24 protein-coding genes are annotated in these 22,978 nt (G+C 65.1%); 8 read left to right on the top strand and 16 right to left on the bottom strand.

Annotated elements, in window-relative coordinates; translation table 11 throughout:
* The first annotated feature begins 112 nt into the window (after positions 1-112).
* From metF to CRO75_RS10985, 4 genes are all read left to right on the top strand, one after another.
* Positions 113-958: a methylenetetrahydrofolate reductase [NAD(P)H] gene (gene metF, locus CRO75_RS10970; protein WP_007932530.1), complete on the top strand. Its 846-nt coding sequence runs from the start codon at positions 113-115 to the stop codon at positions 956-958.
* Positions 959-1,041: 83 nt separating this feature from the next.
* Positions 1,042-2,124 (top strand): hypothetical protein, encoded by a 1,083-nt coding sequence (locus CRO75_RS10975; protein WP_097135222.1) that lies wholly within the window; start codon positions 1,042-1,044, stop codon positions 2,122-2,124.
* A 55-nt stretch (positions 2,125-2,179) separates the two neighbouring features.
* Entirely contained in the window at positions 2,180-2,995 is an 816-nt protein-coding gene (locus CRO75_RS10980; protein ID WP_097135224.1) for a transporter substrate-binding domain-containing protein, read from the top strand.
* A gap of 225 nt (positions 2,996-3,220) precedes the next feature.
* Complete coding sequence (locus CRO75_RS10985; RefSeq protein WP_097135226.1) at positions 3,221-5,077, top strand: DEAD/DEAH box helicase; 1,857 nt, start codon at positions 3,221-3,223, stop codon at positions 5,075-5,077.
* 186 nt (positions 5,078-5,263) lie between these two features.
* Here CRO75_RS10985 and CRO75_RS10990 read toward each other — a convergent pair whose 3' ends face one another.
* Together CRO75_RS10990 and CRO75_RS10995 are read right to left on the bottom strand one after the other, a co-directional pair.
* Positions 5,264-5,863, bottom strand: a complete 600-nt coding sequence (locus tag CRO75_RS10990; protein WP_007932534.1) for a YceI family protein — start codon at positions 5,861-5,863, stop codon at positions 5,264-5,266.
* Between the two features lie 32 nt (positions 5,864-5,895).
* Complete coding sequence (locus CRO75_RS10995) at positions 5,896-6,447, bottom strand: cytochrome b (protein ID WP_097135228.1); 552 nt, start codon at positions 6,445-6,447, stop codon at positions 5,896-5,898.
* Positions 6,448-6,727: 280 nt separating this feature from the next.
* Here CRO75_RS10995 and CRO75_RS11000 point away from each other — a divergent pair, with 280 nt between their 5' ends.
* On the top strand, positions 6,728-8,134 hold the full coding sequence (locus CRO75_RS11000) for an adenosylmethionine--8-amino-7-oxononanoate transaminase (protein ID WP_097135230.1): 1,407 nt from the start codon (positions 6,728-6,730) through the stop codon (positions 8,132-8,134).
* Between the two features lie 95 nt (positions 8,135-8,229).
* The gene (locus CRO75_RS11005) at positions 8,230-8,949 is read left to right on the top strand and encodes a 16S rRNA (uracil(1498)-N(3))-methyltransferase (RefSeq protein ID WP_097135232.1); all 720 of its coding nucleotides are present in this window, start codon (positions 8,230-8,232) and stop codon (positions 8,947-8,949) included.
* Positions 8,950-9,014: 65 nt separating this feature from the next.
* Here the strand turns inward: CRO75_RS11005 and CRO75_RS11010 are convergent, their stop codons facing one another.
* From CRO75_RS11010 to CRO75_RS11020, 3 genes are read right to left on the bottom strand one after another with little or no spacing between them, the layout of a single operon-like run.
* Positions 9,015-9,917 carry a transporter substrate-binding domain-containing protein gene (locus CRO75_RS11010; protein WP_097135234.1) on the bottom strand — a complete coding sequence of 301 codons (903 nt, stop codon included), beginning with the start codon at positions 9,915-9,917 and terminating at the stop codon, positions 9,015-9,017.
* A 27-nt stretch (positions 9,918-9,944) separates the two neighbouring features.
* The gene (locus tag CRO75_RS11015) at positions 9,945-10,295 is read right to left on the bottom strand and encodes a RidA family protein (protein WP_009046000.1); all 351 of its coding nucleotides are present in this window, start codon (positions 10,293-10,295) and stop codon (positions 9,945-9,947) included.
* A 27-nt stretch (positions 10,296-10,322) separates the two neighbouring features.
* Entirely contained in the window at positions 10,323-11,564 is a 1,242-nt protein-coding gene (locus tag CRO75_RS11020; protein ID WP_097135235.1) for a D-amino acid dehydrogenase, read from the bottom strand.
* A gap of 107 nt (positions 11,565-11,671) precedes the next feature.
* Here CRO75_RS11020 and CRO75_RS11025 point away from each other — a divergent pair, with 107 nt between their 5' ends.
* Entirely contained in the window at positions 11,672-12,586 is a 915-nt protein-coding gene (locus CRO75_RS11025) for a LysR substrate-binding domain-containing protein (protein ID WP_097135237.1), read from the top strand.
* Positions 12,587-12,621: 35 nt separating this feature from the next.
* Here the strand turns inward: CRO75_RS11025 and CRO75_RS11030 are convergent, their stop codons facing one another.
* Entirely contained in the window at positions 12,622-13,239 is a 618-nt protein-coding gene (locus CRO75_RS11030; protein ID WP_023969242.1) for a hemolysin III family protein, read from the bottom strand.
* A 153-nt stretch (positions 13,240-13,392) separates the two neighbouring features.
* Between CRO75_RS11030 and CRO75_RS11035 the strand changes: the two genes are divergently transcribed.
* Positions 13,393-14,310: a LysR substrate-binding domain-containing protein gene (locus tag CRO75_RS11035; protein ID WP_009046004.1), complete on the top strand. Its 918-nt coding sequence runs from the start codon at positions 13,393-13,395 to the stop codon at positions 14,308-14,310.
* A 97-nt stretch (positions 14,311-14,407) separates the two neighbouring features.
* Here CRO75_RS11035 and madM read toward each other — a convergent pair whose 3' ends face one another.
* From madM to CRO75_RS11085, 10 genes are all read right to left on the bottom strand, one after another.
* A complete protein-coding gene (gene madM / locus CRO75_RS11040) occupies positions 14,408-15,172 on the bottom strand; it encodes a malonate transporter subunit MadM (RefSeq protein ID WP_097135239.1) in 765 nt (254 codons plus the stop codon).
* 1 nt (position 15,173) lies between these two features.
* A complete protein-coding gene (madL, locus tag CRO75_RS11045) occupies positions 15,174-15,590 on the bottom strand; it encodes a malonate transporter subunit MadL (RefSeq protein ID WP_097135241.1) in 417 nt (138 codons plus the stop codon).
* A 66-nt stretch (positions 15,591-15,656) separates the two neighbouring features.
* Positions 15,657-16,592: a malonate decarboxylase subunit epsilon gene (mdcH, locus tag CRO75_RS11050; protein ID WP_097135243.1), complete on the bottom strand. Its 936-nt coding sequence runs from the start codon at positions 16,590-16,592 to the stop codon at positions 15,657-15,659.
* The gene (locus tag CRO75_RS11055) at positions 16,589-17,209 is read right to left on the bottom strand and encodes a malonate decarboxylase holo-ACP synthase (protein WP_097135254.1); all 621 of its coding nucleotides are present in this window, start codon (positions 17,207-17,209) and stop codon (positions 16,589-16,591) included. The genes mdcH and CRO75_RS11055 overlap by 4 nt, the downstream gene beginning before the upstream one ends.
* A 5-nt stretch (positions 17,210-17,214) precedes the next feature.
* Positions 17,215-18,018: a biotin-independent malonate decarboxylase subunit gamma gene (gene mdcE, locus CRO75_RS11060; RefSeq protein WP_097135245.1), complete on the bottom strand. Its 804-nt coding sequence runs from the start codon at positions 18,016-18,018 to the stop codon at positions 17,215-17,217.
* A complete protein-coding gene (locus CRO75_RS11065) occupies positions 18,015-18,866 on the bottom strand; it encodes a biotin-independent malonate decarboxylase subunit beta (RefSeq protein WP_009046009.1) in 852 nt (283 codons plus the stop codon). Before CRO75_RS11065 ends, mdcE begins: the two co-directional genes overlap by 4 nt.
* Positions 18,859-19,158: a malonate decarboxylase subunit delta gene (locus tag CRO75_RS11070; protein WP_007932573.1), complete on the bottom strand. Its 300-nt coding sequence runs from the start codon at positions 19,156-19,158 to the stop codon at positions 18,859-18,861. The genes CRO75_RS11065 and CRO75_RS11070 overlap by 8 nt, the downstream gene beginning before the upstream one ends.
* Complete coding sequence (locus tag CRO75_RS11075; RefSeq protein ID WP_097135247.1) at positions 19,158-20,030, bottom strand: triphosphoribosyl-dephospho-CoA synthase; 873 nt, start codon at positions 20,028-20,030, stop codon at positions 19,158-19,160. Before CRO75_RS11075 ends, CRO75_RS11070 begins: the two co-directional genes overlap by 1 nt.
* Positions 20,031-21,701, bottom strand: coding sequence for a malonate decarboxylase subunit alpha (mdcA, locus tag CRO75_RS11080; protein ID WP_097135249.1), 1,671 nt, complete (start codon positions 21,699-21,701; stop codon positions 20,031-20,033).
* A 147-nt stretch (positions 21,702-21,848) separates the two neighbouring features.
* Positions 21,849-22,109 (bottom strand): hypothetical protein, encoded by a 261-nt coding sequence (locus CRO75_RS11085; protein WP_097135251.1) that lies wholly within the window; start codon positions 22,107-22,109, stop codon positions 21,849-21,851.
* Positions 22,110-22,978: the final 869 nt, after the last annotated feature.

Consider the following 22,978-nt stretch of genomic DNA (forward strand, 5'->3'; position numbering starts at 1 on the left):
GTCCCTATTTGCTTAAACAGTTTCAAGCAGCCCGTTCCAGGCACAAGAGCTGAGCGCACCTCCGCTACTCTTGCAGCTTGTGGCTTGCAGCTTGTAGCTGGAGGTTTCCTCCATGTCCCAAGACCGTCGCTACAGCTTCGAGTTCTTCCCGACCAAGACCGATGCTGGGCATGAAAAACTGCTCGCCACTGCCCGCCAGCTGGCCAGTTACAACCCCGACTTCTTCTCCTGCACCTACGGTGCCGGTGGCTCGACCCGCGACCGCACGATGAACACCGTGCTGCAGCTCGAAAGCGAAGTGAAGATCCCCGCCGCACCGCACCTGTCCTGCGTGGGTGACAGCAAGGCCGACCTGCGTGGCCTGTTGACCCAGTACAAGGCCGCCGGCATCAACCGTATCGTCGCCCTGCGCGGCGACCTGCCTTCGGGCATGGGCATGGCCAGCGGCGAGTTGCGTCACGCCAACGACCTGGTGAGCTTCATTCGTGAAGAGACTGGCGACCACTTCCACATCGAAGTGGCGGCGTATCCGGAAATGCACCCACAGGCGCGCAATTTCGAAGACGACCTCAACAACTTCGTGCGCAAGGCCAACGCCGGCGCCAACAGTGCGATCACCCAGTATTTCTTCAACGCCGACAGTTATTTCTACTTCGTCGAACGCGTGCAACAAATGGGTGTGAACATCCCGATCGTGCCCGGCATCATGCCGATCACCAACTACAGCAAGCTGGCGCGTTTCTCCGACGCCTGCGGCGCGGAAATCCCGCGCTGGATCCGCAAGCAACTGGAAGCCTACGGCGACGACAGCCAAAGCATTCAGGCGTTCGGCGAACAGGTCATCACCGAAATGTGTGAGCGTTTGTTGCAAGGCGGTGCGCCAGGATTGCACTTCTATACTCTGAACCAAGCCGAGCCAAGCCTGGCCGTCTGGAACAACCTGAAGCTGCCGCGTTAACCGCCCGACAGCATCGGAAAAAGGCCTTGGCGAAATCCAGGGCCTTTTTTTTAACCCCCAATACATCCGAAGGATCGCCGTAGATGTCCACAGGCAGCACCGCAGCACGCCCACAATTGATCTATCTGGTTTACGGCGCCGCGACCTATCACCAGGAAGCCGCGTTCAGTATTGCCAGCGCCCTGGCCGGGCTGCGCGAAACACCGGGCGAAGCCCTCGATATCCAGGTCTTCACCGACAATCCCGCGCCTTACCGCGACCTGCCTGTGCGCGTGCGCCCCTTGGACGAAAACACCCGCCAGGCCTGGATCGCCCCACACGGTTACCACTTTCGTGCCAAGCACGTGGTGATGCAGCAGGTGCTGCAAGAGTCCGAACTGGCGTTGCTGATCGACACCGATACCTTTTTCCACTGCTCGCCACTGGAGCTGTTTCGCCGCGTCCAGCCCGGCACTCTGCTGTGTAACGCATTCGGCATGTGCTACGGCGCCAACAAGGAGTCCGGCCTCTACCAGTGCCTGGCCGACTTGCTGCGGGAACGAAAACTCGCCGACGACCAGATGCCGCTGCTGAACTCCGGCGTGATCGGCCTGCATCGCGCGGACGCCGATGTGCTGGACCGCTCCATCGCCCTGATGGACGAGCTGTACCCGCTGGCCAACGGCGCCTACACCCTCGAAGAGTTCTGCCTGTCGGTGGCGGCCTATCGCACCAAACAGGTTCGCGAATGCCCCGACCTGATCCACCACTACTGGAGCCGCAAGCAACTGTTTCGCGCCAAGATCAAGGCCTGGCTGGACAAGCACGGCGCAGCGCCCACCAGCAGCGTCGCCCTGGACGAAACCCGCCTGGTCACCGCGACCCTGCCACGCCCGCCGGCCTTGCAACGCCTGGCCTACAAGATCGTGACCCTGGCCCTGCCCGGGCACCAGCGGCAGTTCATGCGCGAAATCCTCTACGGCTGCTACCGCCACACCAACGAATTCGACCAGGCCTGCGCCCCGGTCTGGTGGGAGAAAGCCCGGGAAAACGCCGAAGGCCGCCTGAAAAAACCGCTCAACAGCCATCAACTCGAGCGCTGGTTCAACCACCCGGTGATTCGCCTGGTACTGGGCCAGCGGCGCAAGGCCATCTACCTGCATCTGATCGAGACAAAGGCTGATTGAGGCTTGAGCTAGACGGCCTCTAGCATTGGACGACCTCTCGTCGTAATCTCCAGCGATGCCCGTCATTGCCCAGCTGCTGACAGCCTTTATCTGCGCTTGCCTGAGCCTCACCGCCCATGGCGAGAAGCTGCGCATTGTCACCGAGCCCTGGGCCCCTTATGTCTATGAGGAACAGGGCAAGGCCCAGGGCCTGGATTACGAAACCACGGCGATCGTCTTCCAGCGCCTGGGGATCGAAGTCGAATGGCAGTTCCTGCCCTGGAAACGTTGCCTGGCCATGCTCGAACAAGGCCAGGCCGACGGTGCCCTGGACATCTTTCACAGCCATGAACGCGAAAGCAGCCTGCTCTACCCCAGCGAGCCGCTGTCGGACGTCGAGTTCGTGATGTTCTATGCCAACGCCCGGCCCTTTCCCTTCCACACCCTGGAAGACTTGCGCGGGCTGACCGTGGGCACCTCCCCCGGCTACCTGTACAGCCAGGACTTCAGGGAATCCACCCTGTTCAAGCACGAACCGGCGCCGACCCACGAAGCCAACTTCGGCAAGCTGCTGCGCGGCCGCATCGACCTGCTGATCACCGATCGGCGGGTCGGCCAGCATCTGCTCGATCAACTGAACATTCGCCAGCAGATCACCGAGAACCCGGTGGTCATCAGCCGCCAGAGCCAGTTTCTGGCGGTGCGGCGCAATGCTGGCATGGACTTGCTGGTGCAGCGTTTCGGCGCCGAACTCAAGCGCTTCAAGCGCGAGCCGGCCTACGCCGAACTGAGCGCCCGCTATGGCGCGGCGCCGGCCATCGCCGACTCAAGCGCAATGCCGCCCGGCACACCGCGCAAAACCGTTGAGCAGCAGGAAAGCAGCGCACGCTGATTGCTCTGTTATACTCCGGCCTTCCCGCCAGGCTCACGCCCGGACGCTCGATCCTGTTCAAGGCATCTCGATACCGCTACAGCGCAGCCACAAGGCCCGCGCGAGCCCTCGCCGATGAGCCTTCAGGAGCCAGCAGGACCGGACGGGATTGCGTCCTCTTAAACGCCATTCGCGCCAGGCAAGACTATCCCTCTGGGCCAAGCCCTCACTAAAACAGGATTACTCATGTCCTTTGCTTCCCTCGGTCTCTCCGAGGCTTTAGTCGGCGCCATCGAAGCCGCCGGCTACACCCAGCCTACTCCGGTGCAACAGCGGGCCATTCCCGCCGTGTTGCAAGGTCGCGACCTGATGGTTGCGGCACAGACAGGTACTGGTAAAACCGGCGGTTTCGCCCTTCCGATCCTGGAACGGTTGTTTCCCAACGGTCACCCGGACAAATCCCAGCGTCACGGCCCGCGCCAACCGCGCGTACTGGTCCTGACCCCGACCCGCGAACTGGCCGCGCAAGTGCACGAGAGCTTCAAGGTCTATGCCCGCGACCTGAAGTTCGTCAGTGCCTGCATCTTCGGCGGCGTCGGCATGAACCCACAGGTTCAGGCCATGGCCCGTGGCGTCGATGTGCTGGTGGCCTGCCCCGGCCGCCTGCTCGACCTGGCCGGCCAAGGCAGCGTCGACCTGTCCCACGTGGAAATCCTCGTGCTCGACGAAGCCGACCGCATGCTCGACATGGGCTTTGTCCATGACGTGAAGAAAGTCCTCGCGCGCCTGCCCGCCAAGCGCCAGAACCTGCTGTTCTCCGCGACCTTCTCCAAGGACATCACGGACCTGGCCGGCAAGCTGCTGCACAACCCGGAACGCATCGAAGTCACGCCGCCAAACACCACGGTCGAGCGTATCGAGCAACGGGTGTTCCGCCTGGCCGCCAGCCACAAGCGCGCCTTGCTGGCCCACCTGATCACCGCCGGCGCCTGGGAACAGGTACTGGTCTTCACCCGCACCAAGCACGGCGCCAACCGCCTGGCCGAGTACCTGGACAAACACGGCCTGACCGCCGTCGCCATCCACGGCAACAAGAGCCAGAACGCCCGCACCAAGGCCCTGGCCGACTTCAAGGCCGGTGAAGTGCGGATCCTGGTCGCCACCGATATCGCCGCCCGTGGCCTGGACATCGACCAGCTGCCACACGTGGTCAACTTTGAGCTGCCGAACGTCGACGAAGACTACGTGCACCGTATCGGCCGTACCGGCCGCGCCGGTCGTTCGGGCGAAGCGATCTCGCTGGTCGCGCCGGACGAAGAGAAGCTGCTCAAGAGCATCGAGCGCATGACCAAGCAGAAGATCCCCGACGGCGATCTGCTGGGCTTCGATGCCAGCGCCGTGGAAGCCGAGAAGCCGGAAGTGCGCGAGCGTCCGGATGTGCGTAACCCGCGCAATTCCCGTGGCCCGCGTGGCGACGGTCCGAATGGCGGCGGTGGCGGCGGCGGCCGTAAAGACAAAGGCAAGGACAAGGGCAAGGACAAACCGGCCGCTCGCGGCGACCGCCCGGCCCGTGAGCAGAAGCCTCGCGAAGGCACCCCGGCCCGCGAACAGCGCCAGCCGACGCCACGCGCCGACCGTGCGCCGGATGAGTTCCTGGACGACGACGTGGACAACTTCGGCAATCGCGCCGACTACGTCAGCCCGTACCAGAACAAGAACAACCAGGGCCGCGGCCGTCGTCCTGGCGCGCCAGCCCAGGGTGCAACCAGCAGCAACGCGCCACGCAGCGGCGGCCAGGGTCGCTCCGGCGGTCCGCGCACCAGCAACGGTGCCACCACCGGCACCCCGCCTGCCAAGCGCAACGGCCCACGCAGCGGCGCTCCACGTGACGGCCAGGCCCGTCGCGAAGAGTCGCGCAATCGTCGTCCGGCCCGTGACGACCAGGCGCGTCAGGAGCCGGCGGTGCAGAACCCGCGCGGCAACCAGCCGAAGATCATGCACAAGGAATCGAAAGCCGACCGCTTCCCGACACCCGAGCAGCTCGATCAACTGCCAAGCCGTCCACGTGGCGAGAAACCAGCCTTGCTGACCCGCAATCGCTGAAGTTTTCGCGACAATAAAAACGCCCCTGATCTCGCGATCAGGGGCGTTTTTTTATGATCTCTGTAGCCGCTGCCGAGCCTGCGAGGCTGCGATCGACCGGGAACCGGTCGCAGGCTTCAGGACCCTGGAAGGTCCTGCGGACCTTATCGCAGCCTCGCGAGCTCGGCAGCGGCTACAGGCGAAGCATTACTTCGCTTTCACACCTTCGAAGGTGATGTACAGCTGAACGGTGTCGGACTGCGGACCAACATCCATCCCGTCCTTGTTGAACTCTTTACGGCTGATGCTGGTGGTGCCTTCAAAACCGGCACGGTAGCCGCCCCATGGATCCTTGCCTTCACCCAGGAAGGTGGCCTTGACCACGATTGGCTTGGTCACACCGTGGAAAGTCAGGTCGCCAGCCACATCGGCGGTCTGCTTGCCATCAGCATTCTTGCCGGTTGGCTTGACGCTGGTGGAAACGAACTTCGCGTCAGGGAATTTGCCCGACTCCAGGAAGTCCTTGCTGTTGACGTGCTTGTCACGCTCGGCGTGGTTGGTGAACACGCTGGCGGTGCGCACGTTGACTTCGATCTTGGCGTCTTCAGGCTTGGCCGCGTCGAAGCTGAACTTGCCGTCCAGGTCCTTGAAAGTACCGGTGATGAAGCTGTAGCCCAGGTGGCTGATCTTGAAGTCGACGAAGGCGTGCTGGCCTTCCTTGTCGATCACGTAGTCCGCGGCCATCGCCTGACCGGCAGACAACAGAGCAGAACCGATTGCCAGAGCGGCGAGAGTCTTTTTCAACATGCTTTCTATTCCTTTTGAGTCGAGGTTGAGCATCAGGCTTTGCGCCCCAGCATACGAGCCAGGGTCGTGTCACGATCGATAAAGTGGTGTTTCAAGGCAGCCAGAGCATGCACTCCGGCGAAGATCACCAGGGCCCAGGCCAGGTACAAATGCACCTCGCCGGCCACATCTGCCTGGTCCGGCAGTCCGGAAACCAGGGCAGGTACTTCAAACAGGCCAAACACCGGAATCCCGACACCGTCTGCGGTGGAAATCAGGTAACCGGCAATCATCACAGCGAACAGACTGAAATAAAGGAAGGCATGACCGAACTTGGCGCCCAGGCGCGTCAGGCGACCGTGGTTGGCCGGTGCCGGTGGCGGCGGGCTGACAAAGCGCCACAGCACCCGCAGCAACATGATCGCGAACAGCGTCAAGCCAATGCTCTTGTGCAGGTCCGGCGCATCTTTACGCCAGGCACTGTAGTAATCCAGGCCGACCATCCACAGGCCCAGGGCGAACAATCCAAAGACTGCCAGCGCCACGCTCCAGTGCAGAAAAATGCTTACCCAGCCGTAGCGGGAAGAAGAGTTACCTAGCTGCATTACTTAAATCCTGTAAGAACTGCTGCCCAAGACTATCGATTTAACTATCGAATTAAAGCGGAAATTTTCGCTTTGAAATATCGAGAAATACGATGTTGATCCTACGAACACTAAATTAACCAGGCATTAAGGTCTACGTGGGGAAAACGTGACAGACCGTCCTGCGACCGCGATCAATTCGCCCTTCCAGGCATGCAATGGGTTGTGACACGGCCTGGCATTGCATAGGCTTGCGCGATTGTTTGCTCGCGTACTTAGAGCCGCCTCCAGGAGACTGAACATGGGCCTCAACAACCAGTGGATGCAACGCGATCTCGCGGTGTTATGGCATCCCTGCACCCAGATGAAAGACCACGAGCAGCTGCCGCTGATCCCGATCAAGCGCGGCGAAGGCGTGTGGCTGGAGGACTTCGAAGGCAAGCGCTACCTCGACGCGGTCAGTTCCTGGTGGGTCAACGTCTTCGGCCACGCCAACCCGCGCATCAACCAGCGCATCAAGGATCAGGTCGATCAGCTGGAGCATGTGATCCTCGCCGGCTTCAGCCATCAGCCGGTGATCGAGCTGTCCGAGCGCCTGGTGAAAATGACTCCCGAAGGCCTGACCCGCTGCTTCTATGCCGACAACGGCTCGTCGTGCATCGAAGTGGCGATGAAGATGAGCTTCCACTACTGGTTCAACCGCGGCCAGAAGGACAAGAAGCGCTTCGTCACCCTGACCAACAGCTACCACGGCGAAACCATCGCCGCGATGTCGGTGGGCGACGTGCCGCTGTTCACCGAGACCTACAAGGCCCTGCTGCTGGACACTATCAAGGTGCCAAGCCCGGACTGCTACCTGCGCCCCGAAGGCATGAGTTGGGAAGAACACTCGCGCAACATGTTCGCGGCCATGGAGCAGACCCTGGCGGAACACCACGCCACCCTCGCCGCAGTGATAGTCGAGCCGCTGATCCAGGGCGCCGGCGGCATGCGCATGTACCACCCGGTGTACCTCAAGCTGCTGCGCGAGGCCTGCGACCGCTACGGCGTGCACCTGATCCATGATGAGATCGCCGTCGGCTTCGGTCGTACCGGTACGATGTTCGCCTGCGAACAGGCCGGCATCCGCCCGGACTTCCTCTGCCTGTCCAAGGCCCTGACCGGCGGCTACCTGCCGCTGGCCGCGTGCCTGACCACCGACGACGTCTATAGCGCCTTCTACGACGACTACCCGACCCTGCGCGCCTTCCTCCACTCCCACAGCTACACCGGCAACCCGCTGGCCTGTGCGGCGGCGCTGGCGACCCTGGATATCTTCGAGCAGGACAACGTCATCGAGAACAACCGGGCGCTGGCCCAGCGCATGACCAGCTCGACCGCGCACCTGGCGGACCACCCGCACGTTGCCGAGGTGCGCCAGACCGGCATGGTGCTGGCCATCGAAATGGTCCAGGACAAGGCCAGCAAGACCGCCTACCCGTGGCAGGAACGCCGTGGCCTGAAAGTCTTCCAGCACGCCCTGGAGCGTGGCGCCCTGCTGCGTCCGCTGGGCAGCGTGGTGTATTTCCTGCCGCCCTACGTGATCACCCCGGAGCAGATCGACTTCCTCGCCATCGTTGCCAGCGAAGGTATCGACATTGCTACCAACGACAAGGTCAGCGTGGCGGTGCCCAAGGACTTCCACCCAGGCTTCCGCGATCCGGGTTGAGCCCCTCGTCGGCAAGCCCGCCGTTTGCAGAAGCGGGCTTGCCGACGCAACGATCCATTGACCCACCTCGAACCGAATTTTCCCAGAGAACCACCATGAGACTGTCCCGCTTCTTTATCGACGCCCCCCTGAACCTCGGCGAGCACGAGCTGCCGGAAGCCCAGGCCCACTACATCGGGCGTGTACTGCGCATGGCCGAGGGCGACGCGCTGCAGCTGTTCGACGGTTCGGGCAACGAATTTCGCGGCACGCTGCTGGAAGTCGGCAAGAAACGCGTGGTGGTCCGGCTCGATGAAAGTTTTGCCGGGCAGGTCGAGTCGCCGCTGCAGATCCACCTCGGCCAGGGCCTGTCCCGGGGCGAGCGCATGGACTGGGCGATTCAAAAGGCCACCGAGCTGGGGGTGAATGAAATCACCCCGATTTTCAGCGAGCGCTGTGAGGTGCGGCTCAAGGACGAGCGCGCCGACAAGCGCCTGGCCCACTGGCGCCAGGTGGCCGTCAGCGCCTGCGAACAATGCGGGCGCTCACGGGTGCCGGTGATTCATCCGCCGGTGCTGCTGGCCGACTGGATCAAGCAGACCCAGGCCGACCTCAAGCTGGTGCTGCACCCGGTGGCCGAGCCGCTGGTAAGCCACGCCAAGCCTGCGACCCTGGCGTTCCTGATCGGCCCGGAAGGCGGTCTGTCCGACACCGAAGTGGACCAGGCCCAGGACGCGGGCTTCCTGCCGGCGCGCCTCGGGCCGCGGGTGCTGCGCACCGAAACCGCGCCAGTGGTGGCGCTGGCGGTAGCCCAACAGCTGTGGGGCGACTTCTAACCCGCCTGACATACGCGCCGCCCCCATCGCCAGCAAGCCTGGCTCCTACAGAAGCGGACCGGTGTTCACTCCACCGGATCGCTCACCGGCTTGGCGATGATCGCCTTCAACTCGCTGGTCATCGGGAACTCCAGGTTCAGGCCCTTGGGCGGAATCGGCTGCTCGAACCAGCGCTGGTAGATCCCGTTGATTTCCCCTGAACGGTACAGGTCCGCCAGGGTGGCGTTCACCAGTTCCAGGAACTGCGGATCGTCCTTGCGCACCATGCAGCTGTAGATTTCCCGCGACTGCTCCTCGCCGACCACCACCCAGTTGTGCGGATCGCGGGCCTTGGCCCGTTCGCCGTAGAGCAGTGCGTCGTCCATGTAGAACGCCGCGGCGCGACCGGATTGCAGCATCTGGAAGGCTTCGCCGTGGTCCTTGGCGCTGATCACGAACATGTCGACCTTGTGCTCGACGTTGTAGCTCTTGAGGAAGCGCTCGTTGGTGGTGCCGGCGGTGGTCACCACGTTCTTGCCACGCAGGTCGGCGAAACGCTTGATCCCGCTGTCCCTGGCCGTCAGCAACTGGCCTTTGACGTAGATGAAGCCGTAGGAAAACGCCACCTGCTTCTGCCGTTCGGCGGTCACCCCGGTGGAGCCGCATTCCAGGTCCACGGTGCCGTTCTGCACCAGCGGAATGCGCGTCTGCGACGTCACCAGGTTGTACTTCACCGCCAGTTGCGGCAGCGCCAGCTTGTCGCGGATGCGCTCGACGACCTTGCTCGCCAGGTCCACCGAGTAGCCCATGGGTTTGCCGCTGTTGTCACCCACGTAGGAAAACGGCACCGAGGCATCGCGATAGCCCAGGGTAATACTGCCGGCAGTGGCGATCTTGCCCAGGGTGCCGGTCAGCGGCGCCTCGCTGGCGTACAGCGGGGAGCCAAGCAACAGGCCCAGGGTGCAGCCGAGCAACGTGATTTTTTGCATTGTTATTCTCCGTTGTGGGTGAAGGCGTTAGCGGCGAACCGCGATGACGGTGATTTCCACCAGGATGTCCGGACGCGCCAGGGCGGCCTGCACCGTGGTGCGGCTTGGCGCCTGGCCCGGGGACAACCAGGCCGACCAGACCTCGTTCATCGCGGCAAAGTCCCGCTGGATGTCTTTCAGGTAGAGGGTCGCGCTGAGCAGATGATCCTTGTCGCTGCCGGCCTCGGCCAGCAAGGCGTCGATCTTCGCCAGCACTTCGCGGGTCTGGCCGGCGGCATCGGTGGCCGCGCCCGGCACCTGGCCGGAGAGGAACAGCAGATCGGCAAAACCCGCGACAGCGCTGAGGCGGTCATTGCTGTGAAGACGCTGGATGGTCATGGGACAGCTCCTTGTATGCGAAAGAAATCAGGCGGCATGGGGCGCGAGCCCCTGCATGTCGATGGAAGTGCGGCGCTGGCCGATCAGCTCGGCCAGCAGGCGCCCGCTGCCACAGGCCAGGGTGAAACCCAGGGCGCCATGGCCGAGGTTGAGCCACAGGTTGCGGTAGCCGGTGGCGCCAATCAGCGGTACGCCGCTGGGGGTCGCCGGGCGCATGCCGGCCCACTCGATGGCGGCATTGTAGTCGCCGGCGTTGGCGAAGGTTTCCCGGGCCTGGCGCTGCATCAGGGCCAGGCGCCTGGGGTCCAGGGCCGGGTCGAAACCGACGATATCGACCATGGCCGCCACCCGCAGCTGCTGGCCGATCCGCGCGTAGACGATCTTGCGGTTGTAGTCGGTGATGCTGATTTCCGGCGCCCGCTGCCCCGCGCCGATCGGCACGCTGAGGCTGTAGCCCTTGAGCGGATACAGCGGCAGCTTCAGCCCGGGCAACGCCAGTTCGCCACTGCGATGACCGGCGGCGAGTATCAGTTGATCCACCGCCAGCACTTCATCGCCCAGCTCGATGGCCTGCACCTGGCCGCCCACCTGGCGAATGCCGGTGACCGGGCGCCCGGTCAGCAACTGGCAACGGCCGGAAGCCTGTAGCCGCGCCACCAGTTGCTGGCAGAAGGCATGGCAGTCGGCCACTTCTTCGTCCGGGGTGAAGATGCCACCGACAAAGGGCGCGCCGCCGAGGGTCGGCTCCAGTTGCGCGCATTCGCCAGCGGACAGCACCTGCTGCTGGCGGGGATCGGCCAGGCCGTGGCGGGCGTGCTCGAAGCTCGTGGTTTCGCGGAAGGTCACCAGCTTGCCATTGCGCCGCCAGTGAAAACCGTCGAGCCGGTCCTCCTCGCGCCAGCTCTGCAAGGTGGCCTGACTCAGCAGCGCCAGGCGCAGCAGATGGGCACCGTTGCGGCGGTTGACCGAGCCGCGGCAGGCCGCCAGGAACCCGGCCATCCAGCGCCACTGTGCCGGGTCCAGGCGCAGGCGCAGCTTCAGCGGCGAGTCGCCACGCAGCATCCAGCCCAACGCCTGCCAGGGCACGCCGGCATCGGCCAGCGGCGCCACGTAGCGGTACGACAGCTGGCCGCCGTTGGCGAAGCTGGTCTGGCTGGCGAAGGCGTCGCGCGCCTCCACCAGGCTGACGTCGAACCCCTCGCGAACCAGGGCGTAGGCGCTGGCCAGGCCAATGACCCCGCCGCCGATGATGCAAACCCGCTGTGCCATGTCAGTCCTTAAAGCCTTGTTGAGCGGGCTTCAGGTTAGGACCAGGTGACAGGCCCGGGACAATGAATAAAGATGGACCACCCATAAACAAAGGTTATGGACTCATCATGCGACTGCGCCATATCGAGATTTTCCAGGCCATCCGCCAGACCGGCTCGATCAGCGGCGCGGCGCAACTGCTGCACGTCTCCCAGCCGGCGGTGACCAAGGTCTTGCAGCACGCCGAGCAGCAGCTGGGCTTCCCGCTGTTCCTGCGGGTCAAGGGCAAGTTGCAGGTCACCCCGGAAGCCCTGGAACTGGAGCGCGAGGTCGACAAGGTCAGCGAAAGCCTGCAAGGGGTGCGGCGCCTGGCCCAGAGCCTGCGCCGCGAGCCGGGCCACAGCCTGCGGATCGGCGCCACGCCAGCGCTGGCCTTGTCCTTGTTGCCGCCGGCCATCAACCAGTGGACCCGGCGCTACCCGGACATCGTCTGCGAGCTGTCCAGCGCCCACAGCCGCGAGCTGGTGCAGAACCTGCTGATGCGTGAGATCGACGTAGCCCTGACCCTGCAACGCCCGGATCATCCGGGGCTGACCGCCCAGGCCCTCGCCAGCGGGGTGCTGGTGGCGCTGGCGCCGCTGGATTACTGGCCCCAGGCGGCCAGGGGCACGCCGCTGCCGCTGCTGGAGCTGGCGGGGGCGCCCTTGATCGGCCTGTCCAGCGCCGACCCGCTGGCGGCGAAACTCGACGGTTACCTGAAAGCCGTGGAACCGGCGCCACGGGTCAGCATTGCCGTGCAGACCTACTCCCTGGCGCGGGCCATGGTCGAATCCGGCGCCGGGCTGGCGGTGATCGACCCCTTCACCGCCCTCGGCGCCTCGCCCGCCAGCACCGCGATCCGCCCGCTGACCCCGGCGCTGCCGATTACCCTGTATGCCGTGACCCGCGCGGCGGAGGCGCTGCCGCACACCTTGAGCAGCCTGCTGGAGATCTTCGGCGGCCGCGCGCAGGAGCAACTGGATCGGTTGATGACCGGGAATTGAAGCTTGCTCGCGATGAACGATAACGCGCTCGCCGATCAGAGCACGTAGAACAAGATCGCCACGAAGTGCAGCAGGCTGCCGGCGATCACGAACAGGTGCCAGATCCCGTGGGCATGGCGCAAACGGCTGTCGAGGGCGAAGAAGATGATGCCCACGGTATAGAGCACCCCGCCCGAGGCCAGCCAGGCGAAGCCGGCGGGGCCCAGGGCCGCCAGCAGCGGCTTGACCGCCACCAGCACGATCCAGCCCATCACCGCGTAGATCACGATGGACAGGATGCGCGCCTCGGAGCGCGGCTTGATCTCCTGCAGGATGCCGATCAGCGCCAGCCCCCAGACGATCCCGAACAGCGTCCAGCCCCAGGGCCCGCGCAGGGTCACCAGGCAGAACGGCGTATAGCTGCCGGCGATCAGCAGGTAGATGGAGAAGTGATCGACCTTCTGCATGATGCTTTTCGCCCGCCCGCGCACGCTGTGGTACACGGTCGAGGCGCTGTACAGCACCAGCAAGGTGAAGCCGTAGATCGCCACGCTGACGATTTTCCAAGGGCTGCCGTCGAGGCTGGCCAACACCAGCAGCCAGATCCCTCCGACCAGTGCCGCAATCGCGCCCACCAGATGCGTCCAGGCGTTGAGTCTTTCCCCGTGATACATGTGCCACTCACCTCCCAAGGCGAAAATCTGCGCAAGGCTCAGGCCTGTAGCCTGAAAGCGCAATGTTTGCGAATAAAGCTATGGACGAAAAAACCTCCAGCCAAGTCATGACCCGGCAGGCACAATCGGAGCATTCGAATAAGAGCGCCCATCATGCTGATCGATGAAGAGTTGACCCTGAAAAAGCTCGAAGTGTTTCTGGCGTTCATGCGCACCGGCAACCTGGCGCGCGCCGCCGCCGAGTTGCAGACCAGCAATGTCAGCGTGCACCGGGCCATTCACTCCCTGGAAAGCGCCCTGCGCTGCCCGCTGTTCAAGCATGAAGGGCGCAACCTGACACCGCTGGAAAGCGCCTTCGTCCTCGAAGAACGGGCGCAGAAGCTGATCCAGGACGTGGTCGAAAGCGTGCGCCTGACCCGCGAAGCCGCCGGGTTCTCGGCGGAGCGCTTCAAGCTCGGCTCGTTGTATTCATTGACGGTGAAGACCGTTCCGCAGCTGATCATGGGCCTGAAGCTGCGCCGTAGCGAGCTGAATATCGACCTGATCCTGGGCTCCAACATCGACCTGCTATACAAGCTGAAGAACATGGAGGTCGACGCGATCCTGGTGTCCCTGGACGACAGCGTCAGCGACCCGGACTGCGAGCAGATCCCGTTGTTTTCCGACGATATCTTCCTGGCCACGCCGGCCGACTCGCCGTTCGCCCAGCAGGCGGAAGTCGACCTCAGCGATGTGCGCGACGCGACCTTCATCACCCTGACCCAGGGCTTCGCCACCCATCAGGACGGGGTGCGGGTGTTCAAGCAGGCGGGGTTCGAGCCGAAGGTGGCGATGCAGGTCAACGACATCTTCACCCTGCTGAGCATGGTCAGTTCGGGGGTGGGCTATGCCCTGCTGCCGGGAAGGATTGCCGCGGTGTACGAAAACCGCGTGAAGCTGATTCCGCTGCAGGCGCGCTACCGGCTGCAACAGCATATCGGCGTGGTGTTCCTCAAGGCCAAGGAACGCGACCCGAACCTGCTGGCGCTGCTGGCCGAGTGCCGGATGTATGCCAACCGGCAAGACACATAAAGCGCGGTGTTTACACGAGCGCTATCGCGGCTCGCTCCTACAGGAGACCGTATACCTCTGTAGGAGCGAGCTTGCTCGCGATAAGGCCAGCCGCCCCCTACCCCACCAACCCGCGCACGATGAAGAACAGCAACGAAGGCCCCAGCAGGCAACCCAGCCCGGTATGGAAGGTCGCGGTCAGCGCGCCGTAGGGCACCAGGCGCCGGTCGGTCGCCGCCAGGCCCGCGGTCACCCCGCTGACGGTGCCGGCCAGGCCACCGAAGACCATCGCCGAACGCGGGTTGTCCAGGCCCATCCAGCGCGCCGCCATGGGCGTGCCGACCATCACCAGGATCGCCTTGATCAGCCCCGTGGCGATGGACAGCGCCACCACATCGGAGCTGGCGCCGATCGCCGCCCCGGTCACCGGACCGACAATGTAGGTCACCGCGCCGGCGCCGATGGTGGTCATGCTCACCGCATCGCGATAGCCGAAGACCCAGGCGATGCTCGCCCCGACAATGAACGGCAGCACCGTGCCGAGAAACAGCGCGATGGCACCGATCATCCCGGCCTTGCGCGCCTCGGTGGCCTGGACCTCGAAGGCCGTGGCGACAATCGCGAAGTCGCGCAGCATGGCGCCGCCCATCAGGCCGATGCCGGAAAACAGCGCCAGGTCCGCCAGGCCCTTTTGCCCACCGGTGACAGTGCCGCCGACCCAAGCCAGCACCAGGCCGATGACGATGGCGATGGCCGAGCCGTGCACCCGGCCGAACGTCAGGCGCTTGGACAGCAGCACCGAGACCCACATGATCACGCCGACGAAGGCGAAGGCGGTGACCAGGCCGTTGTGTTCCAGGCCTTTCTCGATCAGATCCCACATATCAGCGTCCCCCTGCCGAAGCGGCACCAGGGGCGACAGCGTCCGGTTCGTCCGGCAACGGTTCGCCTTTGTTGGTACGGCTGATCAAGGCAATAGTGCAACCACAGAGCAGCACCGAGCCGATGGCCGCCAGCACCGCCACCGGGCCACCATGCAGGGCGGTCACCACATTCTGTTGCGCGGCCATGGCCACCACCACCGGGATGTACATGGCGCCCCAGAAGCCGACGCCCATCTCGCAATCCTTGGTCATGCCGCCGTGCCTGTGCATCCACAGCCGCGCGCAAATCAGCAGGATCATAGCGATGCCGACACCGCCGACGTTGGATTTCACCCCCAGCAGGACGCCGAGCATGTCACCGATAATCACCCCTGCCAGCGTACAGATCGCCAGCAGCGCCACACCGTAAATAATCATTGTTGTAGTCCTCAAAGTGCATCGTCGAAGTTGTTGTTCTTGTGCTTCGCCAGCTTGAGTCGGTGTCTAGGGTTGGCGGTTTCCCTCCTCACGCAACAGCGCTTGCAAGGTGTCGAGCCGGGCCCCGTCGCAGGCCATCACGGTGCCCTGCTCGAACACCCGGCGCGCCAGAGCGGTCAGCACCGCGCCGGGCGGCAGTTCGATCTGCAGCCGCACGCCGCGCTCGTAGGCGCTTTGCACGGTGCCGCGCCAATCCACCAGCCGGCACATGTTGAACGCCAGGTCGTCGCGCAACTGCTCCGGCGTACGCAGCGGCCGCGCGCGGCTGCCGCTCAGGTAACCCAGGCGCGGCGGCTGCAACGCCACCCTGGCGAACGCCTCGGCCAGGGCCTGGGCCGGCTGCTCCAGCAGCGGGCAATGGGACGGCACGCTGACCGCCAGACGCTTGGCCACCCCGACCCCACAGCCCCGGGCCAGGTCGGCGACCTGGCCCATGGCGGCATCGCTGCCGGCGATCACCACCTGGCTATCGGCATTGATATTGGCCAGGTACACCGGGTTGTCCGGGCTGTGCACCCGGGCCAGCAAAGCCTCCACCGTCGCCAGTTGCAGGCCGATGATCGCGGTCATGCCATAGCCCTGTGGATAGGCCTGCTGCATCAGCTCGCCGCGCAGGCTGACCAGACGCAGCGCATCGCCAAAATCCAGGGCCCCAGCCACCACCGCGGCGGGATAGGCGCCAATCGACAAGCCCGCCACGTAATCCGCGCCCGGCCCGTTTTCCAGCAACACCCGGGCATGGGCCACGCCGGCGATCAGCAGGCACAACTGCACCGCCCGGGTGCTCGCCAGGGCCTGGGGCGAATCCAGGGCCAGGGCATCCTCACCCAGGACCTCGCTTGCCTGTCGCAGGCAGGCCTCGGCCAGGGCGCTGGGCGGCAGCCGATGCAACATCCCCGGCTGCTGCGCGCCCTGGCCCGGAAACACCAGCAGGCTGCTCACGCCACCTGCTCCAGGGCTTGCCACGGATCGCCGACCAGCCGCGCGCCGCTGGCGCTTTTCAGCAGCACCCGCGCCGAAGTCCCGGCCCACTCGCGCAGGACCACTGCGCCGTTGGGTGTCTGCAATTGCAGGTCCACCGGGCAGACGGCGGCGTCGAGCAGCGCCAGCAACGCCCGGGCCTCGGCCCGGGCCATGGGCTGCGCAGTGCGCAGGATCAGGTCCAGGTCACTCTGTCGATGCAGCGCCGGCACGCCACTGGCCAGTTCAAAACCGGCGCTGCCGCTGACACCCCAGGCCAGGCCGAGGGCATCCAGAGGTTCACGCAACCGAGCCAGTGCCTGGAGCGCTGGCCAGGCCCGATCCGACTCGACATGGCACAGGTCTTCCGGGCGCACCCGGCGTTCGATGGCCGCCACCGCCATCAGCGTCCCGTAGCGCTGTTCCCGCAGCCGCCCACGCACGCCCACCGCCACCTGCCCGGGTGCGGTCAACGCACGGCGCACCACCACCGGTTGCCCGGCGGCCATGGCCGCCACCGCCCAGGCCGGGGCATCGGCGGGCAACTGCCGAGGGGACAGGCCCCACAGCAGGTCATGGGGCAGCAAGGCGCTGGTCATGGCGCTCACCATTGCTCGCGCAACAGCTGGCGGACCCGGCTGGAAGCGCCACGGTTAGTGGCGCCCAGGCGTCCCAACAGATCGCGGCCATGGGCCCGTGCATCGGTAATCGCCTGGCCCAGGCATTGCCGCACCAGGGTCAGGTCGTCGGCGGTCGGCTGTTCGATCTGGCTGACCGACAATGTCTCCCAGAGCAGGCCGAGGCTGGCATAGCTGTCGATGTCATAGGCCATGGGCGGCACGCTGGCGGCCAGGGCCTCCAGTTCCTCGACGCTGCGCAGGGTGACCCGCGCCGCCGAGACCTTGCCCATGGCGTGCACCATCACCCCCGGGTCGCGCAGGGCGATCAGGCGGTTGGCCTGGTAACCGTGGGCCAGGAAGGCCCCGGACATGGCCTTGCCCACCAGCAGGCCGATCACCGGATGCCCGGCTAGCCGGGCCCGGGCATAGCTGTCGGCGGCCGCGGCCAGGGCCTGATGGATGCCCAGGGCCTCTTCGCGACGCCCATAGGCCTGGCTCGGCACGTCGACGATGGCGATCAGCGCGCGCTTGAAGCTCTGCTCGCGGTCGGCCTCGATCGCTTCGTCCACCGCCTTGGCCAGGCCCCAGCCTTCCAGCAGGCCGACCTCACCATTGCGCGCCCGCACAAAAGGGTTGGCCGGGTCGGCGACCACGGCGATAAACCGCACCGGTTGCTGCTCCAGGGGGGCGTCCGCCACCTTCAACGAGGCGGGCAAACCCGCGACCGGGGCGGCGCCCGCGCTCAGGGCCGTGAACCAATGCAGGCCCCGCAGGGAATAAGCACTCATGAGCGGTCTCCTCGATACAGCTGGCGAACCGTCGCCGGGTCGATCTGTGGATGGCTGTCCAGCCGGGCCAGGCGTTGCAGGTACAGCTCGGCCTGACGGCTGCGTTGTGCGCTGGGCAGGCCCTGGGCCAGCAGTTCGCCGAGCTGTTGGCGGATCTGCGCCACGTCGTCGGCCACATAACGGTCCGCCAGGCCGCTGGCAAAACGCTGCTCGCCGCCGGTCAGGCTCCAGATAAAGGGCCGGTCGCGGGAGTCGTATTCCTCAAGGCCAGCTTCCTGTTCGATCACCTGCGGGCCGTTGAGGCCCAGGCGCGCCTCCTGGGTCACCAGCAGGTAGCTGCACAGCCCGGCGGCAATCGACATGCCGCCAAAACAGCCGACGCTGCCGGCCACGATACCTATCACCGGCTGGTACTGGCGCAGGTCGACGATGGCCGCGTGAATGTCGGCAATCGCCGCCAGCCCGAGGTTGGCTTCCTGTAGGCGCACGCCGCCGGTTTCCAGCAGCAGTACGGCGCGGGTAGCAATGCCCTTGCGGTTGTCTTCGGCCGCCAGCTCCAGGGCGCCGGCGATCTTCGCCCCGCCGACCTCGCCGAGGCTGCCGCCCTGGAACGCGCCTTCGATGGCGGCGATCACCACCGGCAGGCCGTCGATGCGGCCCTTGGCGATCACCACGCCGTCATCGGCCTGGGGCACCACGCCCTGGCGCGCCAGCCACGGCGACATCACGCGCTGGAACGGATCAAGCAACTCACGAAAGCTGCCGGCGTCGAGCAGGGCCTTGGCCCGCTGCCGGGCACCGAGTTCGACGAAGCTGTGTTTGTTGAGCAAACGGGCGCTGTCAGTCATGGCCGATCTCCTCGAAGCCCTGCTCCAGGCGCAGACGTACCACGCCCGGGGTGGCGCCGAAATCATGGATGTCGATGCTCAGGGCCGGCGGCGTCTGGCCGTCGAACATGCGCTCGAACAGATGCTGCCAGCGCGACGCGCTGCCGTTGACCGAGGTCTGCACCTGAATGCTCAGCTTGCCGGGCTGCCCGGGTTCGAGCAGCACCTCCAGGTCGCCCGAGCCGACACAGCCCACCAGCGCCCGGCCCCGGGCGGGTTGCCCGGCGGGAAATTCGAAAGACAAGGTTTCCATCACACTGCTCCCTGGATAAAGGCGGCGCCGGAGGCGATCCGGTCGATCAGCAGGCAGGCCGCGAGCAAGTCCGCGGCGCCACCGGGCGAGGCATTCAAGGCCAGCAGGCACTGGTCCAGCTCATGCAGGCGGCGACGCCCGGCCAGGCTGGCGCTGCCGCCGGCGTCGAGCACCGCCTGGGCGCCCTGTTGCATGGCCCGCAGGCCCGCCTCGCCGGCGCGATAGAGCACGCAGGTATCGGCCAGGCCGGTCATGATCGCCAACAGCGCATCGAGCCGGGCGTTCTGTTCGCCATGCCCCTGGGCACGGCTGCGCTCGAGTTGCGGCAGGCCCCGTTGCAGCACCGCCGGAAAGCCCAGCTGGGCTTCTTCGCGGGCGCCGCGCACGCCATAGCGCAGCGCCACTTGCGCGCCGTGGCTGAGGGGCCGTGGCGCGTAACGGTCGTCTAGCAGCGCCAGGCGCGCGGCCCGCAGGCACAGGGCGCCGGCGCTGTTGGCTTGAGGTTGCAGCGCGGCGGCGGCCACCAACAGGCCCAAGGCCCAGATCGCACCACGATGAGTGTTCACCCCGTGAGTCGTAGCGAGCATCGCCGCTTCGCCTTCACGGCCAATGCGACCCAGGGCTTCGCGCAGGGGCAGGCCGACCGTGCCGAACGTGGCGGCTTCGGCCATTTCCTTGAAGGCCGGCCACAGCGACAGCGCCGAGGCATGCATCAGCCCCAGGTGCAGGTCGCTATGGGCGCCGTTACCGCGACGGTCGACCAGGGCCGGTTTCGGCGACAGGTCGGCCTCGTCGATCAGCGCGTCCACCGCCAGGTCCGCCAGGCGCTCGGCCAGGCTCAGGGGTTTGCTTTGCAGGTTGAAGGCGTGCATTTACCAGCTCCTGAACTTGGCGGGCGGGTTGTACAGGCCACCCGACCACTCCACCAGATCGGCGACGCTTTTCGCCGCCAGCAGCTCGCGGCTGGCGTCGGTGCGGCGGATACCGAGGTCTTCGGGCAAGGCGATCAGGCCTTCGCGGCGCATGCGCGCGGTGTCTTTCGGGTTGTGGCGCAGGCCGATGGCGGTCACCCCGGCCACCGCCGCGATCATCGCCTGGCGCTCTTCCAGGGAACGCGCCTTGTACAGGTAGGCGATGCCCTCCTCGGTCAGCAGGTGGGTGACGTCGTCGCCATAGATCATAATCGGCGCCAGGGGCATGCCGCTCTTACGCGCCACTTCCACGGCATCCAGGGTTTCGACGAAGGTCGGTTTGCCGCCTTCCTGGAAGGTCTCGACCATCTGCACCACCAGCTTCTTGCCTCGCTCCAGCATCGGTTGTTGCGCGTCGTCGTGGCGCATATCCAGCCAAGCCGGGGTGCCGTGGCGCCGGCCACGGGGGTCGTGGCCCATGTTCGGCGCACCGCCGAAGCCGGCCAGGCGGCCGCGGGTCACGGTGGAGGAATGGCCGTCGCCATCGACCTGCAGGGTCGCGCCGATAAACAGGTCCACCGCGTACTGCCCGGCCAGCTGGCAGAACATCCGGTTGGAGCGCAACGAACCGTCGCGCCCGGTGAAGAACACATCCGGCCGCGCGGCAATGTAGTTTTCCATGCCCAGCTCGGTGCCGAAGCAATGCACGCTTTGCACCCAGCCGCTTTCGATGGCCGGGATCAGGGTCGGGTGGGGGTTGAGGGCCCAGTTGCGGCAGATCTTGCCTTTCAGGCCCAGGGACTCGCCGTAGGTCGGCAGGATCAGCTCGATGGCCGCGGTGTTGAAGCCGATGCCGTGGTTGAGCGACTGGACCTTGTGTTTTTCATAGATGCCGCGGATCGCCATCATCGCCATCAGCACGTGCACCGGCTTGATGTGGCGCGGGTCGCGGGTGAACAGCGGCTCGATGTAGAACGGCTTGTCGGCCACCACCACGAAGTCGACCCAGGAGGCCGGGATATCCACCCGCGGCAACTCGCTGACGTCGTCCACCAACTGGTTGACCTGGACGATGACGATGCCATCACTGAACGCCGCCGGCTCGATCAGCGCCGGGGTGTCCTCGGTGCTCGGCCCGGTGTAGATATTGCCCGCGCGGTCGGCCATGAACCCGGCCGAGAGCACCACGTTGGGGATCAAATCCACCACCAGCCGCGCATAGAGTTCGATGTAGGTATGGATGGCGCCGATTTCCAGCAGGCCGTCTTCCAACAGTTGGCTGATGCGCAGGCTCTGGGTGCCGGCGAAGGAGAAGTCGAGCTTGCGGGCGATGCCGCGTTCGAACAGGTCCAGGTGCTCCGAGCGGCCGACGCTGGGCATGATCATGTGCAGGTCGTGCAGGCGGCTCGGGTCGGCCTTGGCCAGGGCGCGCGACAGGAAGTCCGCCTGTTTCTGGTTGTTGCCCTCCAGCACCACGCGGTCGCCGGGCAGAATCAACGCCTCCAGCGCCGCGACTATCTTGTCGGTGGGCAACACGGCGCCATCGGCGAGACCCCGCACCTGCTCGAGACGCCGCTGCTTTTCAGCGCGCCGCCGCGTCCAGCGCGAGTCGGGGGATATTGTTGTTGTCATGCTCACTCCACGGGTTCGCTGTCGTGGCCGCTACCTTAGGAGCGCAGGAGGCATGGCATCAATCAAGCAGAGTGGTGGATCGTTACGGTGAGGGTAATGATCAAGGGCGCAGGCCTTCACACCTACGCCCCATAAACAACCTTGCGCTTAACCTTCGAGCCGCCACTGCAACGCATCCAGCACATCGCAGCCATCCTGCAACAGCAGATGGGCCGCATTGACGATATGGCGCAGGTCCTGGTCGTGGACGCCTTTGAGGCTCAGGCAATTGAGACTGTGCATCAGGTCGCGGGTGGCCTTGAGGCGCTGGACGGCGCAGCCGTGCAGGTCGGATGCCGGGGCGTTGGGGTTGAGGTAAAGCACGGGGGTGGTGGTGAGATTGCTGTGTAGCGGGGTGAACTCAGTCATGGGTATTTCTCCGTGAATGCTGAAGAGTTACCACCCTATGCGGCTAAACAAAGAGGGTGGCAGCTGTACGCGGGTTAGCCGACCGGACCATTCACGGAAGTCCGGCACACCCGCAGGTGTCCCACGCACAGCCGCCATAGCAAATGCAGGCAGCAAAAAGCGCCAGCATTATAGGAGGGCGCTTGTGCGTCCGTGAACAGTTTCGACCGGCTAAGATCGGCCACCGATGCGTCGGCGGCAAACCCACTATGGCTATGCAAAAAACCAGCGACAACCCGCAATGTGTTGCCATTGCCTTCAGCAAAACCAGATCTGCCCCACTCCCCCTGATGCCTCCCCAAACCTGTAGCCGCTGCCGCAGGCTGCGATAGGACCGCAGGTCCTCCAGCGGTTTCAAAATCCCTGCGCCCCCTGCGGGGTCGATCGCAGCCTCGCGGGCTCGGCAGCGGCTACAGGAGTTAGCGCCGACCGGTAGGTCGCGCATGGCGCAGCTTTGGCTTTTGATCTACCCGCCCCATCGGGAGGCCGAGTGGAGGTGTTCATCAGGGGATTGGCGCGCAGCGCCCCTCGACGCAGTCGAGGACATCGTATGGAGGTCGAAGCGAAGCCGACCGGAGTCGATGCCCCCTGATGGACGCCGGAGCGAGGGAACCTGAGCGCAGCGAAGGCCGTACGCAGGGGCAAGTGAACGGGACAACCACATAGGTAACAGAAAAGTTCAGGCACATAGGTAACACCAAATCAGGCCTATGACGCCGGACTGAGCCTGATGTAACCGTCCTGGGCATCTTTCAAATCAAAGCGACCCAACTTGATCGGGCCAAATATGACGTCCCAAATACCCTCACTGATACGCTCCAGACCTACCG

It is taken from the genome of Pseudomonas sp. LAMO17WK12:I10 (assembly GCF_900215185.1).
Taxonomy (GTDB): Bacteria; Pseudomonadota; Gammaproteobacteria; order Pseudomonadales; family Pseudomonadaceae; genus Aquipseudomonas; species Aquipseudomonas chlororaphis.

What these genes read in the sequence shown, in the direction of transcription:
- metF (WP_007932530.1), top strand. Translation starts at nt 113, where the DNA reads ATGTCCCAAGACCGTCGCTACAGCTTCGAGTTCTTCCCGACCAAGACC.
- CRO75_RS10975 (WP_097135222.1), top strand. Translation starts at nt 1,042, where the DNA reads ATGTCCACAGGCAGCACCGCAGCACGCCCACAATTGATCTATCTGGTT.
- CRO75_RS10980 (WP_097135224.1), top strand. Translation starts at nt 2,180, where the DNA reads ATGCCCGTCATTGCCCAGCTGCTGACAGCCTTTATCTGCGCTTGCCTG.
- CRO75_RS10985 (WP_097135226.1), top strand. Translation starts at nt 3,221, where the DNA reads ATGTCCTTTGCTTCCCTCGGTCTCTCCGAGGCTTTAGTCGGCGCCATC.
- CRO75_RS10990 (WP_007932534.1), bottom strand. Translation starts at nt 5,863, where the DNA reads ATGTTGAAAAAGACTCTCGCCGCTCTGGCAATCGGTTCTGCTCTGTTG.
- CRO75_RS10995 (WP_097135228.1), bottom strand. Translation starts at nt 6,447, where the DNA reads ATGCAGCTAGGTAACTCTTCTTCCCGCTACGGCTGGGTAAGCATTTTT.
- CRO75_RS11000 (WP_097135230.1), top strand. Translation starts at nt 6,728, where the DNA reads ATGGGCCTCAACAACCAGTGGATGCAACGCGATCTCGCGGTGTTATGG.
- CRO75_RS11005 (WP_097135232.1), top strand. Translation starts at nt 8,230, where the DNA reads ATGAGACTGTCCCGCTTCTTTATCGACGCCCCCCTGAACCTCGGCGAG.
- CRO75_RS11010 (WP_097135234.1), bottom strand. Translation starts at nt 9,917, where the DNA reads ATGCAAAAAATCACGTTGCTCGGCTGCACCCTGGGCCTGTTGCTTGGC.
- CRO75_RS11015 (WP_009046000.1), bottom strand. Translation starts at nt 10,295, where the DNA reads ATGACCATCCAGCGTCTTCACAGCAATGACCGCCTCAGCGCTGTCGCG.
- CRO75_RS11020 (WP_097135235.1), bottom strand. Translation starts at nt 11,564, where the DNA reads ATGGCACAGCGGGTTTGCATCATCGGCGGCGGGGTCATTGGCCTGGCC.
- CRO75_RS11025 (WP_097135237.1), top strand. Translation starts at nt 11,672, where the DNA reads ATGCGACTGCGCCATATCGAGATTTTCCAGGCCATCCGCCAGACCGGC.
- CRO75_RS11030 (WP_023969242.1), bottom strand. Translation starts at nt 13,239, where the DNA reads ATGTATCACGGGGAAAGACTCAACGCCTGGACGCATCTGGTGGGCGCG.
- CRO75_RS11035 (WP_009046004.1), top strand. Translation starts at nt 13,393, where the DNA reads ATGCTGATCGATGAAGAGTTGACCCTGAAAAAGCTCGAAGTGTTTCTG.
- madM (WP_097135239.1), bottom strand. Translation starts at nt 15,172, where the DNA reads ATGTGGGATCTGATCGAGAAAGGCCTGGAACACAACGGCCTGGTCACC.
- madL (WP_097135241.1), bottom strand. Translation starts at nt 15,590, where the DNA reads ATGATTATTTACGGTGTGGCGCTGCTGGCGATCTGTACGCTGGCAGGG.
- CRO75_RS11055 (WP_097135254.1), bottom strand. Translation starts at nt 17,209, where the DNA reads ATGACCAGCGCCTTGCTGCCCCATGACCTGCTGTGGGGCCTGTCCCCT.
- mdcE (WP_097135245.1), bottom strand. Translation starts at nt 18,018, where the DNA reads ATGAGTGCTTATTCCCTGCGGGGCCTGCATTGGTTCACGGCCCTGAGC.
- CRO75_RS11065 (WP_009046009.1), bottom strand. Translation starts at nt 18,866, where the DNA reads ATGACTGACAGCGCCCGTTTGCTCAACAAACACAGCTTCGTCGAACTC.
- CRO75_RS11070 (WP_007932573.1), bottom strand. Translation starts at nt 19,158, where the DNA reads ATGGAAACCTTGTCTTTCGAATTTCCCGCCGGGCAACCCGCCCGGGGC.
- CRO75_RS11075 (WP_097135247.1), bottom strand. Translation starts at nt 20,030, where the DNA reads ATGCACGCCTTCAACCTGCAAAGCAAACCCCTGAGCCTGGCCGAGCGC.
- mdcA (WP_097135249.1), bottom strand. Translation starts at nt 21,701, where the DNA reads ATGACAACAACAATATCCCCCGACTCGCGCTGGACGCGGCGGCGCGCT.
- CRO75_RS11085 (WP_097135251.1), bottom strand. Translation starts at nt 22,109, where the DNA reads ATGACTGAGTTCACCCCGCTACACAGCAATCTCACCACCACCCCCGTG.